Below are 12,239 nucleotides of genomic sequence, written 5' to 3'. Positions count from 1 at the left end.
TGCCGCACCGGAGCGGTACAGGTACCGTCGGCGTCGCTTGACCGTCCTCCTGGATCTTCGCGATCAACGATACGGGCAGCCTCGCGATACCGTGAAGCGAATCGAGGACGAACATCGAAGGCGTGTTCGCCACCGGGCGGGCTCGACGGTGGAGTGCATAAGGAAAAAGCCGGAAACTCCGTCGGGGTTCCGGCTTTCCGGCCTGATGGACCAATGCCGGTATTACATTGCCGGCTTCGAGCCTTTCGCGTACACGCAGCTTTCAGGCACGGACTTGACGTAATAGCGCTTGTAGTTGCTCGCGCCGCGGTCCATGCAGCCGGCAAGGTTGAGCAGTTCCACCTTGCGGAAGTCGATCGGATGCGATTCGCTCTGCAGCGAGATGTAGCCGCCCTCGATCAGTTGCCCGTCGGGCTTGGCGGCCGGGTCGAAATTCGACACGGCGCCGCCGCCGAACTGCGGCAACGCATACTCGAGCACTTCCTCGCCGTTGACGAAGTGGGTGATCTGCCCGCTGCCCAGCACGAGCATCTCGGCGCGCACCCATTGGTCGCCTTCGAATGTCTTCGAAGCCGAATCCAGGCAATGTTCGGGATAAATCGAACCCTGATAGACGACCTCCGTTCCCGGGGTGCACAGGTTCATCGTCGAGCGCGCCTTGTCGCCCAGGCCCCCGAGAAACTGCGCCTCGATGGAAATGGGAAAGTCCTGGTCGCGCCCCATCGTGCGCGGATGCGGTGAATGCAGCATCGCGCCGCTGTTGCGCAAGGCCCAGTCCCCGGGGCCGTGCGGCGCCTGCTCGCCCACGAAGCGGTATTCCACCACCAGGCGGTAGTAGGAAAAGGGATCCTTGTAGAAGAGGTGGCCGAACTTCCCGTCGAAGGACGCGTACCCGTCGTAGCGCACCTTCAGCAGTCCGTCTTCGACACGGAAGGTGCCGGCGAAATTGTCCCCGAGCGCGTGCCCCGTGATCTTCGGCGTCCACCCGTCGAGATCGCGGCCGTTGAACAGCGCGATCCATTCTTCCTGCTCGGCGGTGGCGTCCGCCGCAGCGCCGCCCGCGGACAGCGCGGCGAACAAGAGGATGCAGCCGCCGCATCGCGCGACGAGCCTGGAATACGGATTCATGCGTCAGTCCTGCTGTCATCGATGCCGCTGTCATGTGAGGCTGCGGTGCCGGGCCGCCGCTGTCCGTCGGGCGAATCAGAACGGGCGGCTCGTTTCCGTGGCCCACGTCTTGCCGTTCCCCGCCTGCCGCAGCGGGACACAGGCGTGGTACGCGCCGGGAACCGGGCGGTACTGCAGTACCTGCGTGGCGCCGGGCTCCGAGGTGAAGTAGCCGAGCATCGTGAGCTCTTTCATCGTGAGGATGAAAGGACGCTGTCGCTCGTCGAGGGGAAGGGTCGACTGCCTCTCCGCCTCGACGGCCGGGTCATGCGCCTGTTTCACCATCGCCGTGCGCTGTCCCGGTTCCAGCGCGAGAAAGGCGCGCCCGTGCTCGCGCAGTGCATGGGCTTCGAAATCCGCGAGTCCCGCGACGAAGCGCCGCTGCCCGTCCTCCGGATAGGCGTCCTTCAACATCGTGTCGATGAAGGCCGCGATGCCGACGTCCCTCGCTCCCGGCGTGTCCGTGCGGGGAATCATGATCTCCGCGACCTCCGCCACCAGCGCGGCCTGCTCCGGCGTGAGGAACGCCGGCTTCCATTCTGCGCCCGCGTCCGCGCCCGGCTCGGCCGAGCAGCCACCGAGCACGCCCAGGATGGCCGGCATCGAAACGGCGCCCCCCATGAGCAAGGCGACGCGGCGTATCGCATCGCGGCGGTTCATGACGGTCTTCATAGGTTCATCCGCTTCAGTTCCCGGACGGCGTGATCGGCGGCGCGCGCCGTCAAGGCCATGTACGTGAGCGACGGGTTCTGGCAGGCCGCGGACGTCATGCAGGACCCGTCGGTGACGTAGACGTTCGGACAGGCATGAACCTGGTTCCAGGCATTGAGCACGGACGTTTTCGGATCGCGGCCCATGCGCGCGGTGCCCATCTCATGGATGCCCAGGCCCAACTCGTCGCCGCCATCGTAGGGGTGGACATCCTTGAATCCCGCGGCCTCCAGCATCGTCGCGGCCTCGGCGGCCATGTCCTGGCGCATCTTCAATTCGTTCTCGCGCATCTCGGCATCAAAGGCGAGCACCGGAAGACCATGCTTGTCCTTGCGCGTGCGATCGAGCGTGACGTGGTTCTCGTGGTACGGAAGGGTTTCGCCGAACCCGCCCAGGCCCACGCCCCACGGCCCGGGCGCTGCCGCCTTCGCCTTCAGGTCCGCGCCCAGCGCGGTGTCGTCGAGCAGCCGGGTCCACCCCGAGCGCCAGGCGCCGCCCTGATAGCCGAAGCCGCGCAGGTACTGGCGCTTGTCCTTGCCGATGTTGACGAAGCGCGGAATGTAGATGCCGTTGGGCCGCTGGCCGCTGTAGTACCGGTCATCGAAGCCTTCGGCGGTCGCCGAGGCGCCGACGCCCAGGTGGTGATCCATGATGTTGCAGCCGAGCTCGCCGCTGTCGTTCCCGAAGCCGTCCGGGAACCTGTCGGAGACGGAATTCATCAGGATGAACGTGGAACCGAATGTGGACGCGCACAGGAAGATCACCTTGGCGTGGAACTCCATCTGCTCGTTCGTTTCCGCATCGAGCACACGCACGCCGCTCGCCCTGTCCTTCTTCCCGTCGTAGATGAGCTCATAGACGACCGAATTGGGCCGCAGCGTCATGTTTCCGGTTTTCTCCGCTGCCGGAAGCGTGCTGGAGTTGCTGCTGAAGTAGGCCCCGAAGGGACAGCCGCGGCTGCACAGATTGCGATACTGGCACGTGCTGCGCTGGGGACTGTGCGCGAGCGGCGCGGTGAGATTCGCGGTCCTGCCGATGGTGAGCGCGCGCCCCAGTTTGTCGGCGATCGCCTGCTTGAGGTGCAGCTCGACGCAATTGAGCGCCATGGGTGGCAGGAATTTGCCGTCCGGCAGTTGCTCGAAGCCTTCCGTCTGGCCGCTGACGCCGATGAAACCCTCCACGTGGTCGTACCAGGGCGCGAGATCCCCGTAGCGAATGGGCCAGTCCACGCCGATGCCTTCCTTCGCATTCGCCTCGAAGTCCATCGGGCTCCAGCGATACGACTGCCGTCCCCACATGATGGAGCGGCCACCGACGTGATAGCCGCGCACCCAGCCGAAGGGCTTCTTCTCGATGTAGGGATGATCGATATCGTTGACGAACCAGTGCTTGGTCGCCTGCGAGAGCACGCCGGCGCGTTTGGCGACCTCCTGTTCCCGCAGATCCGCCTGCGTGGGGCGGCCGGCATAGGGGGTTTCCCAGAGCCGGTCGGCCGCGGTGGGATACTCGCCGTGCTTCACCATGCGGCCGCGATCGAGCACCAGCGTTTTCAGGCCCTTCTCGGTCAGCTCTTTCGCGGCCCACCCGCCGCTGATGCCGGTGCCGACCACGATCGCGTCAAAGGAACGATTGTCGACGCCCATGCCTGTGCTTCTCGAGCCCGTTCGACCGGGACTCTACCCCGAAAAGCCGGTAGCATCGATATGCCTCGTCGAGGCGGGCCTCGAACGATCGGCGGCACGAAATGCGCCGCAGCGAGGCAGCATTGTTCATCGGTTCCGGTCCGGATACCCTTGATGGGAGCGAGCCTGGAGGAGCGAGGGAAACACCATGCCGACGCGACGCGCCTTTCTCCGGTACGGCTCACTCGCGCTCGCCGCCACGACCTCTCCCGCTGCCTTTGCCTCGAAATCGCGCCTCGGCCCCCTGGACAAGCCGGTCGGGCTGCAGTTGTGGACGATCCGGGACGATGTCGCAAAGGACCTCCCGGCCGCCTTGAAGGCGGTCGGCGCGATCGGATACGGAGAAGTCGAGTTCGCGGGCGTGCCGAAGCAGCCCGCCGCCGAGGTGCTGGCCATGCTCCGGGACAACGGCCTGGCCGCGCCCAGCATGCACTGCGGCATGGCCGATGCGCAGCAGGACCTGCGGCGGCGCATCGACTATGCAAGTGCAATCGGCGCGAGGGACATCGTGATCTCGTTTCCGTCGACGGCGGATTCGCGTTTCGAGGACGGTGACGCGCTCGCGGCCGGCATGACCCTGGACGACTGGAAATGGAATGCGGAGCAGCTCAACCGCATGGGCGAGCTCACGCGCGGGGCGGGCATCACCTGCGGCTACCATAACCACGGCATGGAGTTCCGCTCGTACGCCGGTGTGACGGCGTACGACGAACTGTTGCGGCTGACGGATGCGAAGCTGGTGACGATGCAGCTCGACATCGGCTGGGCCGTGGCCGCCGGTGCCGATCCGCTGCGGCTTCTCGCCCGCCACGCGGACCGGATTTCGTCCCTGCACATCAAGGACGTGCGCAAGGACGCCAGGACGGGCGTCGATCGCGTCGATACGCAGACCACCGAGGTGGGCAACGGCCGGGTGGACTGGCCGAAGCTGTTCGCTGCCGTGGATCCGCGGCGGATCCGCCACTACTTCGTGGAGCAGGAGAATTTCGAGCGGCCGCCGCTGGAAAGCGCGAAGCTGAGCTTCGACTACCTGAGCCGCCTGAAGGCGTGAGCGCCGAGGTCATGCCGTGCCTTTTCTGACCGCAGGCGCCATCAAGCAGGCGTATGACGTGATCGTGGTGGGCTCCGGCGCGGCCGGGGGGCAGACCGCCTACACGCTGTGCATGGAAGGCGCCAGGGTGTTGATGCTCGAGGCCGGGCGCAACTACACGCCGGCCACCGAAACGCCGATGTTCCAGACCCCGGAACAGGCGCCGCTGCGCGGCGCGGCGACCCCGGACAAGGATTTCGGTTTCTACGACGCGACCGTCGACGGCGGCTGGCAGGTGCCCGGCGAGCCCTACGTCAATGCACGCCAGGACGCCGCCGGCCGATTCGACTGGTGGCGCGCGCGCATGCTCGGCGGCCGCACCAACCACTGGGGCCGGATCTCGCTGCGCAACGGCCCCTACGACTTCAAGCCCTACAGCCGCGACGGCCTGGGCTTCGACTGGCCGATCGACTACGCCGACGTGGCGCCGTACTACGACAAGGTCGAGATGCTGATCGGCGTGTACGGCGACAACGACGGCCTGGAGAACACGCCCGATTCCCCGCCCGGCGTCCTGCTGCCGCCGCCCAAGCCCAGGGTCAGCGACCTGCTGGTCCAGCAGCGCGCCGGGCGCCTGGGGGTTCCGGTGGTCGCCGGCCACCGCGCGGTGCTGACCCGGCGCCTGGATGCCGACAACCTGCCGGCCAGGCTGCACCCGGGCAACGCCGAGGCGCAGCGGATCCTGCGCGAGGCGATGCTGCGCCGCGCGGCCTGCTTCTGGGCGACGCCCTGCGGCCGCGGCTGCTCGACCGGCGCCAACTACCAGTCGACCACCGTGCACCTGCCGCCGGCGCTGGCGACCGGCCGGCTGGACATCGTCTGCGATGCCATGGTGCGCGAGGTGGCGCTGAGCGCCAACGGCAAGGCCGAAGGCGTGCGCTTCATCGACAAGACCAGCGGCCAGGAATTCGCGGCCTCGGCGCGCGTGGTGGTGCTGGCGGCCAGCGCCTGCGAATCGGCGCGCATCCTGCTCAACTCCAGGTCCGGCGCGTTTCCCGACGGCCTGGCCAATTCCAGCGGCAAGGTCGGCCGTTACCTGATGGACACCGTGGGTACCAGCGTGACCGGACAGGTTCCGCTGCTGGAGAACCTGCCGCCGCACAACGAGGACGGCGCCGACGGCGGCCACATGTATTCGCCGTGGTGGCTCTACAAGGAGCAGCTGGCCGGCGAGCTCGGGTTCGCGCGCGGCTACCACATCGAGTTCGGCGGCGGCCGGCGCATGCCCGGCCTGAACACCGGCGCCGGGCTCGAATGGCTCACCGGCGGCAGCTACGGCCAGCGGTTCAAGGAAGACGTGCGTCGCTACTACGGCTCCTTCGTCGGCTTCGCCGGCCGCGGCGAGATGATTCCGAACGAGCATTCGTACTGCGAGATCGACCCGGAGGTGAAGGACAGGTGGGGCATCCCGGTGCTGCGCTTCCATTGGCAATGGTCCGAGCACGAGACCCGCCAGGCCGCGCACATGCAGCGCACCTTCGCCGACATCATCGAGGCGATGGGCGGGCGCGTGCAGGGCGAGATCGAGACCGACGGCGCCAAGGCCATCGACCCCGGCGGCTCGATCATCCACGAACTGGGCGGCGCGATCATGGGCGCCGATCCGAAGACCTCGGTCACGGACCGGTGGTGCCGGACCTGGGATGTGGACAATCTCTACGTCACCGATGGCGCCGTCTTCGCGTCCAATGCCGACAAGAACCCGACGCTGACGATCATGGCGCTGGCCTGGCGCGCCTCCGACCACATCCTGGCGCGCATGCGCCGCAAGGAGCTTTGATGGACCGCCGCACCTCGCTGAAGTGGATGTTGAGCGCGGCCAGCGCCCTGCCGCTGATGCAGCTGACCGGCTGCAGTTCCGAGCCGCCGCCCAAGCTGCCTTCGGGCGTGGGCTACGGCGCCGACCCGGACCTGCTCAAGGTCTACGGGCCCGGTGTGCTCTGGCCGCTGACGCTGAGCGCACGGCAGCGGCGCATCGCCACCGCCCTGTGCGACCTGATCGTGCCGGCCGACGCGGACGCGCCGGGCGCGGTCGGGGTCGGCGTGGTCGGTTTCATCGACGAGTGGGTCAGCGCGCCGTATCCGCAACAGGCCGCCGATCACGAGCTGATCCTGCCCGGATTCGACTGGCTGGATGCGCAGGCGGAGCAGCGTTTCTCGCGCAGCTTCGGTGAATCGAGCGCGAGCCAGCGCCGCGCGATCTGCGACGACATCTGCTATCTGCCCAGGGCGCGCGCCGAGTTCAGGCAGGCCGCGGAATTCTTCGCCCGCTACCGCGACCTGACCATCGGCGGGTTCTGCACGTCGCCGCAGGGCCGGCAATACCTGGGCTATGTCGGCAACGTGCCGTTGGCCAGCTTCGACGGGCCGCCACCGGAAGTGCTCGAACTCGTGGGGGTGGGCTGATGCCGCCGATCACGCGTCGCGTTTTGCTGGGAGCCGTGGCTGCGGCCGGCGTGCTGGCGATGCCCGTGGCCGCGGCATCGGTGCGTGCCGGTGGGGACGTGGCGCCGCCGCCGTCGGCGACCGAGGTGTGGCAGCCGGTGCCGCCGAAGGTCGATGCGCCTGCCGGTGGCGTCCCCAGCGACGCCAGGGTGCTGTTCGCAGGGTCCGATACCGACGCCTGGGAGCATGCCGAGGCAAGCGGAACGGACGACGGCCGCCCGATCGGCTGGAAGGTGGTGGATGGCGCGCTGGTGGTGACGCCGGGCAGCGGCGACATCCGCACGCGCGAGACGTACGGCGACGTGCAGCTGCACCTGGAATTCCGCACGCTCGCGCAGCCGGCGGGGGAAGGGCAGGGCGCCAGCAACAGCGGCGTGTTCCTGATGGAGCGCTACGAGTTGCAGGTGCTGGACTCGTATCGCAACGCCACCTACGTCAACGGCCAGGCGGGCTCGGTGTACAAGCAGCATGCGCCGCTGGTCAACGCCAGCCGGCCGCCGGGCGAGTGGCAAAGCTACGACGTGCTGTTCCTGGCGCCGCGCTTCGCCTCCGATGGTCGCGTGCTGGCACCGGCACGCATGACCGTCTTTCACAATGGCGTGCTGGTCCAGCACGACGTCGCGTTGCGCGGATCGACCGTCTACCGGGGCCAGCCCGAATACGAGGCCCATGCCGCGCGGCAGCCGCTGCGGTTGCAGGACCACGGCGACGCGGTGGCGTTTCGCAACATCTGGATCCGCGCGATCGCGCGGCCGGTGCCGCAATGAACGCGGTGCCCATGCCAACGGCGGCATCGTGCCGATCCGTGCCGGCCATGCGTCGGCCTGACTGGAGGAGATCTCTCATGCGCATTGGTTCGCTCGGCGCCTGCCTGCTGGCACTGGCCGGTTGCGCGTGCCTGCCCGCCGCCGGGCAGGCACGCGACGGCTGGCAGACGCTGTTCGACGGCAAGACGCTGGCCGGCTGGCGTGCCAGCGAAGCGCCGGGTTCGTTCAGCGTGCGCGACGGCGCGATCGTGGTGCGCGGCCCGCGCTCGCATCTGTACTACGTCGGCCCGGTGGAGAATCACGACTTCCGCGACTTCGAGTTGCAGCTCGAGGCCATGACGCGGCCCGGCGCCAATTCCGGCGTCTACTTCCACACCGCCTGGCAGGACGAGGGCTGGCCGGCCAAGGGCTATGAAGTGCAGGTCAACAACAGCCAGAGCGACCCCAAGCGCACCGGCGGCCTGTACGCAGTCGAGGACAACTACCAGGTGCCGGCGAAGGACGATGCGTGGTTCACGCTGCGCATCCGCGTCGAGGGCCGCCGCATCCGCACCTTCGTCGACGACGAGCCGATCGTCGACTACACGCAGCCGCCGCGACCGGAACGGCCGGCCGACATGCGCGGCCGGGTGCTGTCCTCGGGCACCTTCGCGCTGCAGGCGCACGATCCGGACAGCGAGGTGCACTACCGCAACATCAAGGTGCGAGCGCTGCCGTAAACCCATTCGTCCCTGTCCCGCGGAGGAACGCCATGAACCCGCAGCGCCTGTTCGTCGCCAGTTGCATCGCCCTGCTGGCCACTGCGATGTCCTTCGCCATCCGCGGCGACATCATGGGCGAGCTGGAGCTCGCGTTCGGGCTCGACAAGACCCAGCTGGGCTGGATCAGCGGCGCCGCGTTCTGGGGCTTCGGCCTGTCGATCCTGTTCGGCGGCACGCTGTGCGACCTGCTGGGCATGGGCCGGCTGCTGAAGCTGGCGGCAGTGGGGCACATCGCCGGCGTGTTGCTCACCGTGTTCGCCACCGATTTCACCACGCTGTTCGCGGCCACCGTGCTCATCGGTATCGCCAACGGCTTCGTCGAGGCCGGCATCAATCCACTGGTCGCCACGCTGTACCGGGGCGACAAGACCGCGCGGCTGGTCAAGCTGCACGCCTGGTTTCCCGGCGGTATCGTGGTGGGCGGCGTGCTCGCCTTCGCCTTCACCCAGGTCGGCCTGAACTGGCAGTCCAAGATGCTGCTGATGCTGCTGCCCTCGGCGGTCTACGCGGCGATGTTCTTCGCCCAGCGTTTCCCCGAGACCGAGCGCAAGGCGGCGGGCGTTTCCACCGCTGCGATGTATGCCGAACTCAGGCGGCCGCTGTTCCTGGTGGTGTTCGCCTGCATGTGGTTGACCGCGGCCACCGAGCTCGGCCCGGGGCAATGGGTCAGCAACATCTTCAACGAGGTCATGCACAGCACGCTGCAGGCCGGCGTGCTGCTGCTGGTGTGGATCAACGGCATCATGTACGCGTTGCGGCAGTTCGGCGGCGGCCTGGCGCACCGGCTCTCGCCGGTGACGCTGATCGCGGTGACGGCGCCGATCGCGGCGCTCGGGCTGTGGCTGTTCGGACGTGCCGATACGCCGGCGCTGGCGTTCGCCGCCGCGGCATTGCTCGCGGTGGGCACCGCGTTCTGGTGGCCGACGATGCTGGGCCTGACCTCCGAGCGCTTCCCGCGCGGCGGCGCGCTGGCGCTGGCGGTGATCGGCGCCGCGGGCGCGTTCTCGACCGCGGTGGCCGGCCCGGTGATGGGCTGGATCAACGATGCCTACGGCGCCGCGCACGTGTTGCCGACCTGGGCGGCACTGCCGGTCGCGATCGCGTTGATCTTCGGCATCATCCACTGGATCGATAGCGCCCGCGGCGGCTATCGCATCGAGCGCGTCGGCACATGAACACCAGGAGTCCCGCCATGCCACGTCCCGTCACCCTGTTCACCGGTCAATGGGCCGACCTCTCGCTCGGCGAACTCGCCACGCAGGCCAAGGCCATGGGCTACGACGGCCTGGAGCTGGCGTGCTGGGGCGATCACTTCGATGTCGAACGCGCGCTGGCCTCGCCGGACTACGCGCGCGAGCGCTGGAGCCTGCTGCAGGCACAGGGGATGGGCTGCCATGCGATCGCCAATCACCTGGTCGGGCAGGCGGTCTGCGACCGGATCGACGAGCGCCATCGTGCGATCCTGCCGCCGGAGGTCTGGGGCGACGGCGAGCCGGAAGGCGTGCGCCAGCGGGCCGCCGCACGGATGATCGACACCGCCAGGGCCGCGCGCGCGTTCTTCGATGCGCGGCCGGGCGCGGCGGCGATCGACTTCCCGGCCGTGGTCACCGGGTTCACCGGCTCGTCGATCTGGCACGCGGTCTACGCCTTCCCGCCGACCTCGCAGGCCTACCTGCAGCAGGGGTTCGACGATTTCGCGCGGCGCTGGCGGCCGATCCTCGACGCCTTCGACGCGGCCGACGTGAACTTCGCCCTGGAAGTGCACCCCACCGAGATCGCGTTCGACATCGCCAGCGCGCAGCGCGCCCTGGAGGCGGTCGACCACCACCCGCGCTTCGGCTTCAACTTCGACCCCTCGCATTTCGCCTACCAGGGCGTGGACTACATCCGCTTCCTGCGCACCTTCGGCGAGCGCATCTTCCACGTCCACATGAAGGACGTCTGGTGGGGGCACGGCGACGGCACCGTGGGCGTGTTCGGTGGCCATACCGACTTCGGCGACGCGCGCCGCCACTGGGACTTCCGCTCGGTCGGGCGCGGCGACGTCCGCTTCCAGGACATCATCGTCGCGCTGAACGACATCGGCTACCGCGGCCCGCTGTCGGTGGAATGGGAGGACGCGCGCATGGATCGCCGGCACGGCGCCGCCGAAGCGGCGGCCCACGTGCGCCGGCTCGACTTCCCGCCCAGCGCGGCCGCCTTCGATGCCGCTTTCGATACCGCCGCCGGACCGGAAGGGCGAAAGCCGTGATCGGGCGAAAGCTGCGCTTCGGCATGGTCGGCGGCGGCCGCGGCGCGTTCATCGGCGCCGTGCACCGGATCGCCGCGCAGATGGACGGGCAGGCCGAGCTCGTCGCCGGCGCCTTCTCGTCGGACCCGCGGCGCTCGCGCGATTCGGCGGCCGACCTGTTCGTGGCCGCCGAACGGGCGTACGGCAGCTATCGCGACATGGCGGTCGCCGAGGCGGCACGCCCGTCCGCCGAACGGCTGGACTTCGTCGTGATCGTCACCCCGAACGACCAGCATTTCCCGGCCGCGACGCTGTTCCTGGACCACGGCTTCAACGTGGTCTGCGACAAGCCGGTCACGCTGACGCTGGCCGAGGCGCGCGCCTTGCGCGGGACGGTCGCGCGCAGCGGCAAGGTGTTCGCGCTGACCCACAACTACACCGGCAACGCGATGGTGAAGCAGGCGCGCGCCCTGGTGCGCAACGGTGCGCTCGGCACCCTGCGCAAGGTGGTAGTGGAGTATTCCCAGGGCTGGCTGGCGCGCGACATCGAAAGCGGCGGCCACAAGCAGGCGGCCTGGCGCACCGACCCGGCGCGCAGCGGCGCCGCCGGGTGCATGGGCGACATCGGCGTGCACGCGGAAAACCTGGCGCGCTACGTCACCGGCCTGCGCATCGCCGAACTGTGCGCCGACCTCGCCACCTTCGTGCCCGGCCGCCGCCTGGAAGACGACGGCAATCTGCTTTTGCGCTTCGAAGGCGGCGCGCGCGGCGTGCTGCACGCCTCGCAGGTCGCGGTGGGCGAGGAGAACAACCTGAGCCTGCGTGTGTACGGCAGCAAGGCATCGCTCGAGTGGCAGCAGGAGCACCCCGACGAGCTGATCGTCAAGTACCCCGACCGCCCGCGCGAAATCCTGCGCCGCGGCAACGGCTATGCCAGCGAGGCCGCGCAGCGGATCACGCGGATACCGGCCGGGCATCCGGAGGGCTACCTGGAGGCCTTCGCCAACCTGTACCGCGAAGCGTTCCGCGCGATCGCCGCGGAAGTCGCCGGCGAGCCGCCACCGGACGGCCTCGATCTGCCCGGCATCGACGACGGCGTCGCCGGAATGGCCTTCATCGAGGCCGCAGTGGCCAGCGCGAGACAAGGCGCGGCCTGGGTGCCCGTCGCCTCGTAACAGCAGGAGCCGCGACGGCCACGCGGTCGCAACAGCCGGGCAGCCGCTGCTCCGGCCATGCCACATCGCGCAAAAAGCGCCGACATCCTTGTTTTCTTAGGAGGAGTTTCGGCTCTTCTTTGGCCTTCTTCAGACCCGCATTGTCGAGGTGGGCACACTCGGATCGGCTCACAAGTGTGTGCCGACGAAGCAGGTTTTACGGAAAAATTAT

11 protein-coding genes are annotated in these 12,239 nt (G+C 68.5%); 8 read left to right on the top strand and 3 right to left on the bottom strand.

Annotated features, from left to right (window positions below; translation table 11 throughout):
• Nucleotides 1-222 precede the first annotated feature (222 nt).
• The 3 genes from U3649_RS12730 to U3649_RS12720 all read right to left on the bottom strand — a co-directional run bounded on the left by U3649_RS12730 (nucleotide 223) and on the right by U3649_RS12720 (nucleotide 3,521).
• Complete coding sequence (locus U3649_RS12730) at nucleotides 223-1,128, bottom strand: DUF1080 domain-containing protein (protein WP_407351689.1); 906 nt, start codon at nucleotides 1,126-1,128, stop codon at nucleotides 223-225.
• A 75-nt stretch (nucleotides 1,129-1,203) separates the two neighbouring features.
• On the bottom strand, nucleotides 1,204-1,839 hold the full coding sequence (locus tag U3649_RS12725; protein ID WP_407351688.1) for a gluconate 2-dehydrogenase subunit 3 family protein: 636 nt from the start codon (nucleotides 1,837-1,839) through the stop codon (nucleotides 1,204-1,206).
• Nucleotides 1,836-3,521 carry a GMC oxidoreductase gene (locus tag U3649_RS12720; RefSeq protein WP_407351687.1) on the bottom strand — a complete coding sequence of 562 codons (1,686 nt, stop codon included), beginning with the start codon at nucleotides 3,519-3,521 and terminating at the stop codon, nucleotides 1,836-1,838. The genes U3649_RS12725 and U3649_RS12720 overlap by 4 nt, the downstream gene beginning before the upstream one ends.
• A 187-nt stretch (nucleotides 3,522-3,708) precedes the next feature.
• Here U3649_RS12720 and U3649_RS12715 point away from each other — a divergent pair, with 187 nt between their 5' ends.
• The 8 genes from U3649_RS12715 (at nucleotide 3,709) to U3649_RS12680 (ending at nucleotide 12,028) form a co-directional block, all read left to right on the top strand.
• On the top strand, nucleotides 3,709-4,611 hold the full coding sequence (locus U3649_RS12715) for a sugar phosphate isomerase/epimerase family protein (protein WP_407351686.1): 903 nt from the start codon (nucleotides 3,709-3,711) through the stop codon (nucleotides 4,609-4,611).
• 16 nt (nucleotides 4,612-4,627) lie between these two features.
• Complete coding sequence (locus tag U3649_RS12710) at nucleotides 4,628-6,430, top strand: GMC family oxidoreductase (RefSeq protein ID WP_407351685.1); 1,803 nt, start codon at nucleotides 4,628-4,630, stop codon at nucleotides 6,428-6,430.
• Nucleotides 6,430-7,056, top strand: coding sequence for a gluconate 2-dehydrogenase subunit 3 family protein (locus U3649_RS12705; RefSeq protein ID WP_407351684.1), 627 nt, complete (start codon nucleotides 6,430-6,432; stop codon nucleotides 7,054-7,056). The genes U3649_RS12710 and U3649_RS12705 overlap by 1 nt, the downstream gene beginning before the upstream one ends.
• A complete protein-coding gene (locus tag U3649_RS12700; protein ID WP_407351683.1) occupies nucleotides 7,056-7,862 on the top strand; it encodes a DUF1080 domain-containing protein in 807 nt (268 codons plus the stop codon). The genes U3649_RS12705 and U3649_RS12700 overlap by 1 nt, the downstream gene beginning before the upstream one ends.
• Before the next feature lie 77 nt (nucleotides 7,863-7,939).
• The gene (locus tag U3649_RS12695; RefSeq protein WP_407351682.1) at nucleotides 7,940-8,581 is read left to right on the top strand and encodes a DUF1080 domain-containing protein; all 642 of its coding nucleotides are present in this window, start codon (nucleotides 7,940-7,942) and stop codon (nucleotides 8,579-8,581) included.
• A gap of 32 nt (nucleotides 8,582-8,613) precedes the next feature.
• Entirely contained in the window at nucleotides 8,614-9,798 is a 1,185-nt protein-coding gene (locus U3649_RS12690) for an MFS transporter (RefSeq protein WP_407351681.1), read from the top strand.
• 17 nt (nucleotides 9,799-9,815) lie between these two features.
• The gene (locus U3649_RS12685) at nucleotides 9,816-10,874 is read left to right on the top strand and encodes a sugar phosphate isomerase/epimerase family protein (RefSeq protein ID WP_407351680.1); all 1,059 of its coding nucleotides are present in this window, start codon (nucleotides 9,816-9,818) and stop codon (nucleotides 10,872-10,874) included.
• Nucleotides 10,871-12,028 carry a Gfo/Idh/MocA family protein gene (locus U3649_RS12680; protein WP_407351679.1) on the top strand — a complete coding sequence of 386 codons (1,158 nt, stop codon included), beginning with the start codon at nucleotides 10,871-10,873 and terminating at the stop codon, nucleotides 12,026-12,028. The genes U3649_RS12685 and U3649_RS12680 overlap by 4 nt, the downstream gene beginning before the upstream one ends.
• Nucleotides 12,029-12,239: the final 211 nt, after the last annotated feature.

Origin of the sequence: Luteimonas sp. R10 (genome assembly GCF_045689605.1) — a bacterium.
Classification (GTDB): Bacteria; Pseudomonadota; Gammaproteobacteria; order Xanthomonadales; family Xanthomonadaceae; genus Luteimonas.
The sequence above is the reverse complement of the archived record's forward strand: the minus strand, read 5'-3'. Positions and strand labels throughout refer to the sequence as shown.

What these genes read in the sequence shown, in the direction of transcription:
- U3649_RS12730 (WP_407351689.1), bottom strand. Translation starts at nt 1,128, where the DNA reads ATGAATCCGTATTCCAGGCTCGTCGCGCGATGCGGCGGCTGCATCCTC.
- U3649_RS12725 (WP_407351688.1), bottom strand. Translation starts at nt 1,839, where the DNA reads ATGAAGACCGTCATGAACCGCCGCGATGCGATACGCCGCGTCGCCTTG.
- U3649_RS12720 (WP_407351687.1), bottom strand. Translation starts at nt 3,521, where the DNA reads ATGGGCGTCGACAATCGTTCCTTTGACGCGATCGTGGTCGGCACCGGC.
- U3649_RS12715 (WP_407351686.1), top strand. Translation starts at nt 3,709, where the DNA reads ATGCCGACGCGACGCGCCTTTCTCCGGTACGGCTCACTCGCGCTCGCC.
- U3649_RS12705 (WP_407351684.1), top strand. Translation starts at nt 6,430, where the DNA reads ATGGACCGCCGCACCTCGCTGAAGTGGATGTTGAGCGCGGCCAGCGCC.
- U3649_RS12700 (WP_407351683.1), top strand. Translation starts at nt 7,056, where the DNA reads ATGCCGCCGATCACGCGTCGCGTTTTGCTGGGAGCCGTGGCTGCGGCC.
- U3649_RS12695 (WP_407351682.1), top strand. Translation starts at nt 7,940, where the DNA reads ATGCGCATTGGTTCGCTCGGCGCCTGCCTGCTGGCACTGGCCGGTTGC.
- U3649_RS12690 (WP_407351681.1), top strand. Translation starts at nt 8,614, where the DNA reads ATGAACCCGCAGCGCCTGTTCGTCGCCAGTTGCATCGCCCTGCTGGCC.
- U3649_RS12685 (WP_407351680.1), top strand. Translation starts at nt 9,816, where the DNA reads ATGCCACGTCCCGTCACCCTGTTCACCGGTCAATGGGCCGACCTCTCG.